Origin of the sequence: Pseudomonas sp. NUPR-001, assembly GCF_052147955.1 — a bacterium.
Classification (GTDB): Bacteria; Pseudomonadota; Gammaproteobacteria; order Pseudomonadales; family Pseudomonadaceae; genus Aquipseudomonas.
On the sequence record NZ_CP197353.1, the window covers coordinates 588,199 to 601,532 of the forward strand.

10 protein-coding genes and 4 pseudogenes are annotated in these 13,334 nt (G+C 58.0%); 6 read left to right on the forward strand and 8 right to left on the reverse strand.

Going from position 1 to position 13,334, the window contains the following annotated elements; genetic code table 11:
- Nucleotides 1-121: 121 nt before the first annotated feature.
- A pseudogene (locus ACP6KB_RS02730) lies at nucleotides 122-547 on the reverse strand (IS91 family transposase); the annotation flags it as partial.
- Between the two features lie 164 nt (nucleotides 548-711).
- On the opposite strand from ACP6KB_RS02730, the gene ACP6KB_RS02735 reads away from it, so the two are divergent.
- A complete protein-coding gene (locus tag ACP6KB_RS02735) occupies nucleotides 712-2,412 on the forward strand; it encodes an IS1634 family transposase (RefSeq protein ID WP_442111918.1) in 1,701 nt (566 codons plus the stop codon).
- A gap of 63 nt (nucleotides 2,413-2,475) precedes the next feature.
- Here the strand turns inward: ACP6KB_RS02735 and ACP6KB_RS02740 are convergent.
- Nucleotides 2,476-2,829 (reverse strand): annotated as a pseudogene (locus tag ACP6KB_RS02740) (transposase); the annotation flags it as partial.
- 108 nt (nucleotides 2,830-2,937) lie between these two features.
- Entirely contained in the window at nucleotides 2,938-3,597 is a 660-nt protein-coding gene (locus ACP6KB_RS02745) for a hypothetical protein (RefSeq protein WP_442111920.1), read from the reverse strand.
- 382 nt (nucleotides 3,598-3,979) lie between these two features.
- Here ACP6KB_RS02745 and ACP6KB_RS02750 point away from each other — a divergent pair, with 382 nt between their 5' ends.
- Complete coding sequence (locus tag ACP6KB_RS02750) at nucleotides 3,980-4,126, forward strand: hypothetical protein (protein ID WP_442111922.1); 147 nt, start codon at nucleotides 3,980-3,982, stop codon at nucleotides 4,124-4,126.
- A gap of 24 nt (nucleotides 4,127-4,150) precedes the next feature.
- On the opposite strand, the gene ACP6KB_RS02755 is transcribed toward ACP6KB_RS02750, so the two are convergent.
- Nucleotides 4,151-5,008, reverse strand: a complete 858-nt coding sequence (locus ACP6KB_RS02755; RefSeq protein WP_442111924.1) for a LysR family transcriptional regulator — start codon at nucleotides 5,006-5,008, stop codon at nucleotides 4,151-4,153.
- Nucleotides 5,009-5,112: 104 nt separating this feature from the next.
- Between ACP6KB_RS02755 and bla the strand changes: the two genes are divergently transcribed.
- Nucleotides 5,113-6,030 (forward strand): class A beta-lactamase, encoded by a 918-nt coding sequence (gene bla / locus ACP6KB_RS02760; RefSeq protein WP_442111926.1) that lies wholly within the window; start codon nucleotides 5,113-5,115, stop codon nucleotides 6,028-6,030.
- 38 nt (nucleotides 6,031-6,068) lie between these two features.
- On the opposite strand, the gene ACP6KB_RS02765 is transcribed toward bla, so the two are convergent.
- The 4 genes and pseudogenes from ACP6KB_RS02765 to ACP6KB_RS02780 form a co-directional block, all read right to left on the reverse strand.
- Entirely contained in the window at nucleotides 6,069-7,118 is a 1,050-nt protein-coding gene (locus ACP6KB_RS02765; protein ID WP_442111928.1) for a GGDEF domain-containing protein, read from the reverse strand.
- 32 nt (nucleotides 7,119-7,150) lie between these two features.
- Complete coding sequence (gene trmB / locus ACP6KB_RS02770; protein ID WP_442114245.1) at nucleotides 7,151-7,396, reverse strand: tRNA (guanine(46)-N(7))-methyltransferase TrmB; 246 nt, start codon at nucleotides 7,394-7,396, stop codon at nucleotides 7,151-7,153.
- A 196-nt stretch (nucleotides 7,397-7,592) separates the two neighbouring features.
- Nucleotides 7,593-8,381 (reverse strand): annotated as a pseudogene (locus ACP6KB_RS02775) (IS91-like element ISPps1 family transposase); the annotation flags it as partial.
- Nucleotides 8,382-8,512: 131 nt separating this feature from the next.
- Nucleotides 8,513-8,779: pseudogene (locus ACP6KB_RS02780) on the reverse strand (hypothetical protein); the annotation flags it as partial.
- Nucleotides 8,780-8,781: 2 nt separating this feature from the next.
- Here ACP6KB_RS02780 and ACP6KB_RS02785 point away from each other — a divergent pair.
- The 3 genes from ACP6KB_RS02785 to msr(E) all read left to right on the forward strand — a co-directional run bounded on the left by ACP6KB_RS02785 (nucleotide 8,782) and on the right by msr(E) (nucleotide 13,306).
- Nucleotides 8,782-9,447: an IS6 family transposase gene (locus tag ACP6KB_RS02785; RefSeq protein WP_050676646.1), complete on the forward strand. Its 666-nt coding sequence runs from the start codon at nucleotides 8,782-8,784 to the stop codon at nucleotides 9,445-9,447.
- A 594-nt stretch (nucleotides 9,448-10,041) separates the two neighbouring features.
- Nucleotides 10,042-11,742, forward strand: coding sequence for an IS1634 family transposase (locus ACP6KB_RS02790; protein WP_442111918.1), 1,701 nt, complete (start codon nucleotides 10,042-10,044; stop codon nucleotides 11,740-11,742).
- A gap of 88 nt (nucleotides 11,743-11,830) precedes the next feature.
- Nucleotides 11,831-13,306, forward strand: a complete 1,476-nt coding sequence (gene msr(E), locus ACP6KB_RS02795; RefSeq protein WP_000052512.1) for an ABC-F type ribosomal protection protein Msr(E) — start codon at nucleotides 11,831-11,833, stop codon at nucleotides 13,304-13,306.
- The last annotated feature ends 28 nt before the right edge of the window (nucleotides 13,307-13,334 follow it).

Sequence of the window (13,334 nt, forward strand, 5' to 3'; positions counted from 1 at the left end):
CCAAGGAAGGTTGAGCGCTCGCTTGCCGCTCAATGGCAAGAGCTTGGGAGGCAGTATGCATTTGGGCCTGGCGCGCGCGCAGCTGCTTCCCCGCAGCGATGGATACCGCCGCTTCACTGGGTCACCAATTGACGCGCTGGTCTACCTCGTCGGGTTGAGCTGCCAGATCCCAATCCGGCTCGCCTTGCGCACCATCATCCACCGGCGCGTCGCAGCCCTCCCACAGCGGTGGCCCGCGTGCCGGGGTGATGTGCGGGGGGGCAGACTCCACCCCGATGTGGTTCAGGATGTGGCGGATTTCGGCGCTGTGGGTGATGAAGGCAATGATGCGCATCTGCCCACCGCACATGGGGCACAGCAGCGGAAATGCCTCGTAGATGCGGGCAATCAGCACCGCCCACAAGTAATGCGCCGCTCGCTTCGGGCGTGCTTCAGGTTCGGGTGTGGGTGTGGCCGCGTTGCCCGGCGCCGCCACCCCAGGTACGCCCGCGCCAGGTTGTGCAGCCTCCACCGTGGCTGGTTGCGACGCAGCAGGCTGAGCCAGCGCCCCGGGGTTCGACACTTAACCGCAATTTTCGCCCCTTTTCGGAAAGTGCCTCCAGCGCCGGCGCGGGTTTGACGGCCGCAATTGCAAAAGCGCTGTGGTGGCACGTTTGTAACAGACGACCTCAAGCTTGACGCGAACTTGTAGGTGGTTAAAGTGGCGGCATCATGCACGTCAAGCTCACCACCTCCGGCGGTCGCCGCTACGTCCAGCTCGTCGAGTCCTACCGCGACGAGGCTGGGCGGGTAAAGAAGCGCACCGTCGCCACGCTCGGCCGCGCCGAGCAGGTCGATGGGTCGCTCGACGCGGTGATCAACGGTCTGCTGAAGATCACTGGCCGCGCGCCGATGGGCGCCAAACCGCCGGCGCCCACGGTGTCGTTCGAGTCCGCGCGCGCGCTCGGTAACGTATGGGCGCTGACCGAGCTGTGGAAGTCGCTCGGCTTCTCGGGGCTGCGCCGGGTGTTCCGGCGCACGCGCCGGACCACGGATGTAGAAGCGCTGATCCGGCTGATGGTGCTCAACCGCCTGTGCGACCCCGAGTCCAAGCTCGGCGTGTTGCGCTGGGTGCAGACCGTGGCGCTGCCCGACTTCGGGCCTAAGGCGGTGACGCACCAGCAGTTGCTGCGCAGCCTCGATGCGCTGATGGATCACCAGGACGAGGTCGATGCCGTGGTCGCCGGGCTGCTGCGCCCGCTGATCGACCAGGATCTGTCGATGGTGTTCTACGACCTCACCACGATCCGCAGCGAAGGACTCAGCCAGCAGACCGGTGACGTGCGCCAGTACGGCATGGCCAAGGAAGGGCTGATTGCCCGCCAGTTCATGCTCGGCGTGGTGCAGACCGCCGAGGGGCTGCCGATCTACCACGAGGTGTTCGACGGCAACACGGCCGAGACGCGTACCTTGCTGCCCACACTCTCCAAGGTGCTCGAGCGCTTCCCGTCGGTGCAGCGCCTGGTGCTGGTCGCTGACCGGGGGCTGCTCAGCCTGGACAATCTGGAGGCGCTGAAGGCCGTGCGCCTGGCCAGCGGCAAGCCGCTCGAATTCATCGTCGCGGTGCCGGGCCGCCGATACAACGAGTTCATCGAGCTGCTCGAACCCTTCCACGAACAGCAGTGCGCAGCCGCCACGCAGGAAGTGATCTCGGAGCACGCCTGGAACGACCTGCGGCTGGTGGTCGCGCACGATCCGGTGACGGCAACCACGAAGACCGAGCAGCGCAATGCGCGTATCGACGCGCTGATCCGCCAGGCAGACCAATGGACCGGCAAGCTCACCGAGCAGGACGAAGGCGTGAAGCACCGGGGGCGCAAACTCTCGGATAGCGGCGCCAAGGCGCGCTTCTACCATGCGGTCAGCGAAGCGCACCTGTCGCGCATTCTCAAGGTGGATCTGGGCGAGGAGCTCTTCAGCTACCACATCGACGACAAGGCGAAGCGTCTTGCCGAAATGATGGACGGCAAGCTGCTGCTGGTGACCAACGCCGAGGGGCTCGCCGCGCAGAACGTGCTTCAGCGCTACAAGTCGCTCGCCGACATCGAGCGCGGCTTCAAGGTGCTCAAGTCCGAGATCGAGATTGGCCCGGTGTATCACCGCCTGCCCGAGCGGATTCGCGCCCACGCGTCGATCTGCTTCATGGCGCTGATCCTGCATCGGGTGATGCGCAGCCGACTCAAGGCGGCGGACGCGGGCTACACGCCCGAGCGGGCGCTCGAGCAACTACAGCGCATCCAGCATCACCGCGTGCGCCTGAACGGCGGCGAGCCGGTGGTCGGGGTGTCGACGCCCAGCACGGAACAGAACGAGGTGTTTCATGCATTAGGAATCGAAAAACCAGCGGCGCCGGAGCAGTTGGCGCTGTTGTAGTGGCATTTTTGAAAGTGCGCTCTAGCAAAAACAAGCACTTGCGAGCGTAACTGTCGAACTCGGGAGCGCCGTTACCGCCGCTCTCAGCGGCGAGTTTGGTGCCAGCACACCAAAGTAGCGGTGCCGGTGGGTGCGTGGCGGTGGCACCAGCGCGGCGATGCGGTCGATCAGTTCCAGCGGTGTGAGGTGCAGCTCATCTGCCTTGGCACCACGCTTGTCACTGGTGCCGCACTCCAGATATGTGGCAAACGCTTTGCGCACGAAGGGCTTGGGGGTGTGGTGGTCGCCCTGGCCGTCGAACTGACCCGCGCTGGCCAACTCTAGCCAGGTCTCGTAGTGCTCGGCTACCGTTTGGTAGAGCAGCGTGCGTTCGGGGTGGCGTGGGTTGTAGAGCTTGGGCTTGGAAGTGGCTGACATGAATACTGTACAACTGCACAGTATTCTGCGGCGATTGTTTGGGTACGCAAAGCACAAGGCCCGAACCGTCGCCAGTTCGGGCCTTGTCAGGGTAGCTTGGCTGCGGACTTACTTGCGCGCAGGCGGCACATCCGTGCAGCTGCCATGCGCCACTTCCGCCGCCATGCCGATGCTCTCGCCCAGCGTGGGGTGGGGGTGGATGGTCTTGCCGATGTCCACCGCATCGGCGCCCATCTCGATGGCCAGGGCAGCTGTGTTTTTAGTTTCAATTTCGGCGTATTTTTTTTCTGTATTTTTAATGCCCCAACCGATTTTAGCTAAATCTTCGGTTTCAAAATATTTAAGTGTATTTCCGAATATTATGATATTAGGTTGTAAACTTTCAATTTGTTTTAAAAGTTTATCTTTACCTTCATCATATGCTTTTTTAATTTCCCAATCATTAGAGGATGAATCAGCTGGTAATTTGTTAATATTTATATATGCAATTTGCTGAACTACTTCATAAGCTTCTTGATTTGCATAAGGTACATTTTCCCATTCAACAGTTGGATTTAAAATACCATAAGTTGCGTATATCATTTTTCGAAATGTAGGTACAGATAACGCATTTTTTTTATGCCAATCATTACGAAAACCTTCACAGACATCAATTTCTTTTTCTTTGTCTTCTGCTGAAATGTTAGCTTCTTTCAAAATCCACAGAATTTTACACGACGCATTATCGTATTCAATATCATTTATTTTCCCGTCAATTATTTCTTTCATTTAATTTGTTGAATTTACGTTTTCTGCGGTAAAGTGACGCCCAACGGTTTGGGTATTGCCGAAGGCGGGGATTTTTTTGCACAGAACTTCAATAGAAATACCGCAGTTCAAATATTACAGAAAAGTTGATTAGAATTCCTTCAGCCCCGCTTTTGGCAATACCTTGTTAGTGGCAGTGCATTTGATTTAAAGCGTTATAGGCATTATATCCCATTCGCTATTTAACAAACGGTGGATATAACAACGGTCGGCTTGTTTTATCAATTCTTCTTTCTGCTCTTCGGAAAGGACCACCTGGCGGGCCAGGGAACATCGGTTTTCAAGCAAAAAATGGGTATAGAGCCCGCCGGATAAACGCAGGCAGCTATGTTTTTAATAGCTATTGAGCCTCTCGCAAGCGCTGGACATCATGGTCAAGATGCGCAACGGCGGCCACATCGCCCCCGATTTGTTCGACGTGTTTGTGAGCCAGGGCGTGCCCCAACGCTATGCGCAAGAGTTCCTGGACCCAGCCCAGATCGACGTTTGACCGTACTGTCGAGATTGGCTGCCGTCACTGGGTCTGCTCCAGAAGCCACTGCCCAAATGCCTGCATGGCGGCGGTGGGCGTGCGCGACTGCAGGTGGGTCAGCCAGTAGGCGCTCCGGTGCAATTCCAGGGCAAAGGGCTGCACCAGCCGCCCCTGTTGCAGCTCGCGCGTGAACAAAGCCACTGGCAACAGAGCCACCCCTGCGCCCTGCGCTGCAGCCTCGGCGAGGGTGAGGGAGGAGTCAAACACCGCGCCCCGTAGCACCGGGCAGGGCAGGCCCGCTGCCGCAAACCATGCCGTCCACTCATCGGTACGGTAGCTGCGCAGCAAGGGCAGCCTGGCCAGGTCACTCGGCTGCTGCAGCCCCTGGGCCAAGGCGGGTGTGCACATGGGCGAGAGTGGTGCCTGAAAAATCTGCTGGGCGTGGGTGCCATGCCAGGCCCCGTCTCCAAAGCGGATGGCATAGTCCAGCCCCTCTCCGGCCATGTCCACCCGGTTGTTGTGGGTAAGCAGGCGCAGGTCCACAAACGGGTGGGTCTGCTGAAAGTGTCGCAGCCGAGGCAGCAGCCAGCCCACGGCGAACGTGCCCACCACGCCCACGGTCAGCACTTCGCGCGGCCGGTTTTCGCGAATCTGTTCCAGTGCCGTCTCCATGCGTGCGAAGGCATCGCTCAATGTGGGCAGCAGCGCCAGCCCCTCGTCCGTCAATGCCAGGCCTCGGGGTAATCGCCGAAAAAGCGGCTTACCCAGGTGATCTTCCAGCTTGCGAATGTGCTGGCTCACCGCGGTTTGGGTGACGTGCAGCTCCAGCGCTGCGCGGGTGAGGCTCAGGTGCCGTGCGGAGGCTTCAAACGCTCGCAGGGCATTGAGAGGCAAGTGCATGGTGATCCATTAGTTTTTCTTGGGTCTGCTCTCAATTATTGCCATTGGCGCAACGCGCAGCGGCGTTATATCATCGCGATCTTTCAAAAGGATGGAGTTTCAGAATGCAAAGGCGAGAGTTTTCCTTGGGGTTGGCCGCGCTGGGGCTTTCCCCGTTGGCGGGTTGCGCAGTGCCGGCCGCCCCTGGCGCAGACATCTCCAAAAGTTGGAGCAGCGCGATGGAGGGGATTGAGCACAACGCGCAGGGTCGCCTGGGCGTGTCCATGCTGGATACCGAAACCGGCCTGGCTTTGGGCTGGCGTCAGGACGAACGTTTTGCCATGTGCAGCACCTTCAAGCTACTGCTGGCGGGGTGGATGCTGTCGCTGGTGGACCAGGGCCGCGAAGAGCTTGATGCGCGTGTGCACTACGCGCCTGCCGATGTGGTCGACTACTCGCCCGTCAGCGGGCCGCGCGCAGGCACAGGCGGGGGCTTGACGGTGGGTGAACTGTGCTCTGCCACGGTGAGCCTGAGCGACAACACTGCAGCCAACGTCTTGCTGGAACGCCACGGCGGCCCGGCTGCGCTCACCCGCTACCTGCGTATGCTGGGCGACCCCATCACGCGCCTGGACCGCAATGAGCCCACCCTGAACGAAGCCGCCATTGGCGATGTGCGCGACACCACCACCCCGCTGGCCATGCTCCAGACCATGCAAAAGCTGGTGTTGGGCGAATCACTGTCTGCCTCGTCCCGCGCGTGGCTGCAGCGTTGGCTCATTGAAACCAGCACCGGCGACAAGCGCTTGCGCGCGGGGGCCCCGGGCTGGAAGGTGGGGGACAAGACAGGCACTGCCGGCAGCAGTGGTACTGCCAACGATGTGGCCGTGCTTTGGCCGCCAGGCGCCAGCGGTCACCGCGGGGCAGTGCTGGTGACCTGCTATCTCACCCGATCTGCGGTAGCGCCAGAGCAGCGAGATGCCGCGATTGCTGCTGTAGGCCGCGCGGTGGTGAGGGCAAGCTTGGCATCGCGCGGAACCTGATCGCTGGCGTTCAGGCTGCCTGCAGCCGCCTGAAGCGCTTAAAAAAGCTCTACGTCGTCGTTGGCCACTTTGGTGGCCAGCTCGCCAGAGGCGACCAGATCTTCGTAGAAGCGCACCTGGTTGCGACCATGTTCCTTGGCGTAATAAAGCGCCTGGTCTGCCTGGCCCAGAATTTCCACCGGCGACCCGCGCGAGGTGCCGACAAAACCCAGGCTCACCGTGACGTTGCCAACCTGCGGGAAGTGGTATTCCTGCACCGCTTCGCGGAAGCGGTTGAACACCTTGTGGGCTTTGGAAAGCGTGGTGTTGCGCAGCAGCACCACGAACTCTTCACCACCAAAACGGAAGATGCGGTCGTGCGAGCGGAAAGAGCTGCGCAGAATGTTGGCGACCAGAATCAGCACTTCGTCGCCATACAGGTGCCCAAAGCGGTCATTGACTTGCTTGAAGTGGTCAATGTCCACTACCGCCAGCCAGTTCTGCACGGGCTCACTGGTGGGGCTGACTTCTTCTGAAATCATCGACTCCGCGGCCTGGGGCTTGCTGCTACTCAGGCCGGGCAGTGCGTTGCGAGCAAATTGCTCATCGAAGGTTTTGCGGTTGAACAGCCCGGTCAGTGCATCGCGCTCGGAATAGTCCAGCAGGCTCTGGTAGTTCTGGTAGACGAGGAACACGCCTTTGAGCACATCCAGCTTGTGGGCCGAGAAGGGGCGCGACTGCGTGATCTCCAGGCAGGTGCTGACTTTTTCGTGCATCCACACCGGCAGCCACAGCGTGTGCCGACCAGGGCGCGGGTGCGCCAGGGCGCTGTCGCCCTGCGTGGTCACGCACTGCATCAGTTCGGGGTAATGCTCCAGCGGTTCCTTGCGCGGGTCTGCGGCGGCCTCGGAGTCGGTAGACACCAGCTGGCCGTCCTGCACCCAGGTGCGTGGGCGGATATGGGGCTGGCCGTTGTCGGTGAACAGCTCCAGCGCCCGCACCTCCTTGATACCGCTGAGCTTTTGCAGGGTCGAGAGCACCGACACTTCCAGCCGCAAGTGGTCGCGGTGGCCAGTCATCTCGACCAAGTGTTGCAATATGGGCTTCATAGGCGGGGAAGTGCGTGCGGCTCAGGCAGAGGTCAACGGCGCTTGAAAACGATGTCCCACACCCCGTGGCCCAACCGCAAACCGCGGTTTTCGAACTTGGTGAGAGGGCGATAGTCCGGCTGGGGCGCGTAGCCTTCAGCCGTATTGGCCAGCAAGGGCTCCTGGCCCAGCACTTCAAGCATCTGCTCTGCATAGGGCTGCCAGTCGGTGGCGCAGTGCAGATACCCGCCGGGCTTGAGGCGTGCCGCCAGCTTGGCGACCAGCGGGCTCTGGATCAGGCGGCGCTACGGATAGGAAATTCAACCGCATGAGGCCAAGTATGGCGCGAGTTTTGGGCCTCGAAACACGTTCGGCCAAGGAAGGTTGAGCGCTCGCTTGCCGCTCAATGGCAAGAGCTTGGGAGGCAGTATGCATTTGGGCCTGGCGCGCGCGCAGCTGCTTCCCCGCAGCGATGGATACCGCCGCTTCACTGGGTCACCAATTGACGCGCTGGTCTACCTCGTCGGGTTGAGCTGCCAGATCCCAATCCGGCTCGCCTTGCGCACCATCATCCACCGGCGCGTCGCAGCCCTCCCACAGCGGTGGCCCGCGTGCCGGGGTGATGTGCGGGGGGGCAGACTCCACCCCGATGTGGTTCAGGATGTGGCGGATTTCGGCGCTGTGGGTGATGAAGGCAATGATGCGCATCTGCCCATCGCACATGGGGCACAGCAGCGGAAATGCCTCGTAGATGCGGGCAATCAGCACCGCCCACAAGTAATGCGCCGCTCGCTTCGGGCGTGCTTCAGGTTCGGGTGTGGGTGTGGCCGCGTTGCCCGGCGCCGCCACCCCAGGTACGCCCGCGCCAGGTTGTGCAGTCTCCACCGTGGCTGGTTGCGACGCAGCAGGCTGAGCCAGCGCCGTTACCGCCGCTCTCAGCGGCGAGTTTGGTGCCAGCACACCAAAGTAGCGGTGCCGGTGGGTGCGTGGCGGTGGCACCAGCGCGGCGATGCGGTCGATCAGTTCCAGCGGTGTGAGGTGCAGCTCATCTGCCTTGGCACCACGCTTGTCACTGGTGGGCTCGCTGCGCTGTTTGGCACAGCGGTACACCAGTTTGCTTCCCTCTTTGCGTAGGCGCTCCATGGAAAACGGTGGACGCGCGCAATAGCGCAGCAGCCGCTCCAGCGCAGCGCGGTCGTGGGCTTCGATGCACACCCCCGCATCCACCGAGAAGCCGCTGTGTTTGTAGCCCAGCATGTCTTTGGCGTCACAGTTCTCCAGCAGCATCGCCGGCATGTCCCCCTGGCGGACGGGAAGTATCCAGCTCGAGTGGGTGGTGAGCAGCTCGCCGTCGCGCAGCAGGCGCCAGCGCTCCATCCACGCAGTGACCTCAGGCGGAAAACGGGAAGACACACTCATGAGATGCCTGCAAGCAATTCGTTCTGTATCAGGCGCAGGAGCGTCCCGTCCGGGTCGACCAAAGCGGCCATCGTGCCTCCCCACTCCTGCAGTTCGGGGGCATGGATGCGCGGATAGCCGCTGCTGGTTTCCTGGATGCCGACGGATTTGCACTGCCGGTAGAACTCCGCGAGGTCGTCCAGCCTCAGGCAGCAGCTGAACCAACTCGCGAGGGGATCGAGCCCGGGGTGGGCGAAGAACTCCAGCATGAGATCCCCGCGCTGTCATTCTGTGGGCCGTACGCTGGTACTGCAAATACGGCATCAGTTACCGTGAGCTGCAGGAGATGCTGGCTGAACGCGGAGTGAATGTCGATCACTCCACGATTTACCGCTGGGTTCAGCGTTATGCGCCTGAAATGGAAAAACGGCTGCGCTGGTACTGGCGTAACCCTTCCGATCTTTGCCCGTGGCACATGGATGAAACCTACGTGAAGGTCAATGGCCGCTGGGCGTATCTGTACCGGGCCGTCGACAGCCGGGGCCGCACTGTCGATTTTTATCTCTCCTCCCGTCGTAACAGCAAAGCTGCATACCGGTTTCTGGGTAAAATCCTCAACAACGTGAAGAAGTGGCAGATCCCGCGATTCATCAACACGGATAAAGCGCCCGCCTATGGTCGCGCGCTTGCTCTGCTCAAACGCGAAGGCCGGTGCCCGTCTGACGTTGAACACCGACAGATTAAGTACCGGAACAACGTGATTGAATGCGATCATGGCAAACTGAAACGGATAATCGGCGCCACGCTGGGATTTAAATCCATGAAGACGGCTTACGCCACCATCAAAGGTATTGAGGTGATGCGTGCACTACGCAAAGGCCAGGCCTCAGCATTTTATTATGGTGATCCCCTGGGCGAAATGCGCCTGGTAAGCAGAGTTTTTGAAATGTAAGGCCTTTGAATAAGACAAAAGGCTGCCTCATCGCTAACTTTGCAACAGTGCCTAAAATAAGCCTTATATCCAAGCATAAAACAAGGTTGTCTAGACTTCTTTTAACAGTAAAGTTATCATAAAACTGAATTTTATTTTTTAGGTAAGTTTATGCATTCTATCCGCATTCGTTAAGACACAACTATTTGCATAGTGACACTATTTTATAATGGTGGGCTTTTGTTGTGTCTTTAAGAATATATGCGGATATATAAAGTAAAAGTATGCTTAATTTATAAGTATGCTTTTAGTGCATAGTTTCCAGTTATAACTTAATTGACTAGCTATTTGTCCACCCTGTGGATGAATAGCTTTTTTTTTGGGAGGACACTGTGATGCTAGCTTTTGTTTTCACCTAAATCCTGTTTGCTGCATAAAAAATTTCAAGAGCTCCGGGGTTCGACACTTAACCGCAATTTTCGCCCCTTTTCGGAAAGTGCCTCCAGCGCCGGCGCGGGTTTGACGGCCGCAATTGCAAAAGCGCTGTGGTGGCACGTTTGTAACAGACGACCTCAAGCTTGACGCGAACTTGTAGGTGGTTAAAGTGGCGGCATCATGCACGTCAAGCTCACCACCTCCGGCGGTCGCCGCTACGTCCAGCTCGTCGAGTCCTACCGCGACGAGGCTGGGCGGGTAAAGAAGCGCACCGTCGCCACGCTCGGCCGCGCCGAGCAGGTCGATGGGTCGCTCGACGCGGTGATCAACGGTCTGCTGAAGATCACTGGCCGCGCGCCGATGGGCGCCAAACCGCCGGCGCCCACGGTGTCGTTCGAGTCCGCGCGCGCGCTCGGTAACGTATGGGCGCTGACCGAGCTGTGGAAGTCGCTCGGCTTCTCGGGGCTGCGCCGGGTGTTCCGGCGCACGCGCCGGACCACGGATGTAGAAGCGCTGATCCGGCTGATGGTGCTCAACCGCCTGTGCGACCCCGAGTCCAAGCTCGGCGTGTTGCGCTGGGTGCAGACCGTGGCGCTGCCCGACTTCGGGCCTAAGGCGGTGACGCACCAGCAGTTGCTGCGCAGCCTCGATGCGCTGATGGATCACCAGGACGAGGTCGATGCCGTGGTCGCCGGGCTGCTGCGCCCGCTGATCGACCAGGATCTGTCGATGGTGTTCTACGACCTCACCACGATCCGCAGCGAAGGACTCAGCCAGCAGACCGGTGACGTGCGCCAGTACGGCATGGCCAAGGAAGGGCTGATTGCCCGCCAGTTCATGCTCGGCGTGGTGCAGACCGCCGAGGGGCTGCCGATCTACCACGAGGTGTTCGACGGCAACACGGCCGAGACGCGTACCTTGCTGCCCACACTCTCCAAGGTGCTCGAGCGCTTCCCGTCGGTGCAGCGCCTGGTGCTGGTCGCTGACCGGGGGCTGCTCAGCCTGGACAATCTGGAGGCGCTGAAGGCCGTGCGCCTGGCCAGCGGCAAGCCGCTCGAATTCATCGTCGCGGTGCCGGGCCGCCGATACAACGAGTTCATCGAGCTGCTCGAACCCTTCCACGAACAGCAGTGCGCAGCCGCCACGCAGGAAGTGATCTCGGAGCACGCCTGGAACGACCTGCGGCTGGTGGTCGCGCACGATCCGGTGACGGCAACCACGAAGACCGAGCAGCGCAATGCGCGTATCGACGCGCTGATCCGCCAGGCAGACCAATGGACCGGCAAGCTCACCGAGCAGGACGAAGGCGTGAAGCACCGGGGGCGCAAACTCTCGGATAGCGGCGCCAAGGCGCGCTTCTACCATGCGGTCAGCGAAGCGCACCTGTCGCGCATTCTCAAGGTGGATCTGGGCGAGGAGCTCTTCAGCTACCACATCGACGACAAGGCGAAGCGTCTTGCCGAAATGATGGACGGCAAGCTGCTGCTGGTGACCAACGCCGAGGGGCTCGCCGCGCAGAACGTGCTTCAGCGCTACAAGTCGCTCGCCGACATCGAGCGCGGCTTCAAGGTGCTCAAGTCCGAGATCGAGATTGGCCCGGTGTATCACCGCCTGCCCGAGCGGATTCGCGCCCACGCGTCGATCTGCTTCATGGCGCTGATCCTGCATCGGGTGATGCGCAGCCGACTCAAGGCGGCGGACGCGGGCTACACGCCCGAGCGGGCGCTCGAGCAACTACAGCGCATCCAGCATCACCGCGTGCGCCTGAACGGCGGCGAGCCGGTGGTCGGGGTGTCGACGCCCAGCACGGAACAGAACGAGGTGTTTCATGCATTAGGAATCGAAAAACCAGCGGCGCCGGAGCAGTTGGCGCTGTTGTAGTGGCATTTTTGAAAGTGCGCTCTAGCAAAAACAAGCACTTGCGAGCGTAACTGTCGAACTCGGGAGAGCTAAACAGGAGTAAATAAAAATGAGTTTAATTATTAAAGCGAGAAACATACGCTTGGATTATGCTGGGCGTGATGTTTTGGATATTGATGAATTGGAAATTCACTCTTATGACCGTATTGGTCTTGTGGGTGATAACGGAGCAGGAAAGAGTAGTTTACTCAAAGTACTTAATGGCGAAATTGTTTTAGCCGAAGCGACATTACAGCGTTTTGGTGATTTTGCACATATCAGCCAACTGGGCGGAATCGAAATAGAAACGGTCGAAGACCGGGCAATGTTATCTCGCCTTGGTGTTTCCAATGTACAAAACGACACAATGAGTGGCGGAGAGGAAACTCGTGCAAAAATTGCTGCCGCATTTTCCCAACAAGTACATGGCATTCTAGCGGATGAACCAACCAGCCACCTTGATCTCAATGGAATAGATCTACTTATTGGTCAACTTAAAGCATTTGATGGAGCATTACTTGTTATCAGTCATGACCGATATTTTCTTGATATGGTTGTAGACAAGATATGGGAGTTAAAAGACGGTAAAATTACGGAATATTGGGGTGGTTACTCGGATTACTTGCGTCAAAAAGAAGAAGAGCGACAACACCAAGCCGTAGAATATGAGCTGATGATGAAGGAACGGGAGCGATTAGAATCTGCTGTGCAAGAAAAACGCCAGCAAGCTAATCGATTAGACAATAAGAAAAAAGGAGAAAAATCCAAAAACTCTACCGAAAGTGCTGGACGACTTGGGCATGCAAAAATGACTGGCACCAAGCAAAGAAAACTGTATCAGGCAGCTAAGAGTATGGAAAAGCGTTTGGCTGCATTAGAAGATATTCAAGCACCAGAGCATTTGCGTTCTATTCGTTTTCGTCAAAGTTCAGCCCTAGAACTGCACAATAAGTTCCCGATTACGGCAGATGGTCTGAGCTTAAAATTTGGTAGCCGTACTATCTTTGATGACGCTAACTTTATAATACCGCTTGGCGCTAAAGTCGCTATAACTGGATCGAATGGAACAGGGAAAACGTCCTTGTTAAAAATGATATCAGAACGTGCTGATGGATTAACCATATCTCCAAAAGCTGAAATTGGCTACTTTACACAAACAGGATATAAATTTAACACGCATAAATCTGTGCTCTCCTTTATGCAGGAAGAGTGCGAGTACACAGTTGCGGAAATTCGTGCAGTATTGGCTTCAATGGGGATCGGAGCGAATGATATTCAAAAAAACTTATCCGACTTATCGGGAGGTGAAATCATCAAACTGCTTTTATCCAAAATGCTTTTAGGAAAATATAATATTTTGCTTATGGATGAACCAGGAAACTATCTTGACCTAAAAAGTATTGCCGCATTAGAAACAATGATGAAGTCCTATGCAGGAACTATTATCTTCGTATCTCATGACAAGCAATTGGTCGATAATATTGCTGACATTATCTACGAGATCAAAGACCACAAAATCATCAAGACTTTTGAGAGAGATTGTTAATGATAGCCAATCTAATCCGAACATTAAT

What these genes read in the sequence shown, in the direction of transcription:
- ACP6KB_RS02735 (WP_442111918.1), top strand. Translation starts at nt 712, where the DNA reads ATGCACGTCAAGCTCACCACCTCCGGCGGTCGCCGCTACGTCCAGCTC.
- ACP6KB_RS02745 (WP_442111920.1), bottom strand. Translation starts at nt 3,597, where the DNA reads ATGAAAGAAATAATTGACGGGAAAATAAATGATATTGAATACGATAAT.
- ACP6KB_RS02755 (WP_442111924.1), bottom strand. Translation starts at nt 5,008, where the DNA reads ATGCACTTGCCTCTCAATGCCCTGCGAGCGTTTGAAGCCTCCGCACGG.
- bla (WP_442111926.1), top strand. Translation starts at nt 5,113, where the DNA reads ATGCAAAGGCGAGAGTTTTCCTTGGGGTTGGCCGCGCTGGGGCTTTCC.
- ACP6KB_RS02765 (WP_442111928.1), bottom strand. Translation starts at nt 7,118, where the DNA reads ATGAAGCCCATATTGCAACACTTGGTCGAGATGACTGGCCACCGCGAC.
- ACP6KB_RS02790 (WP_442111918.1), top strand. Translation starts at nt 10,042, where the DNA reads ATGCACGTCAAGCTCACCACCTCCGGCGGTCGCCGCTACGTCCAGCTC.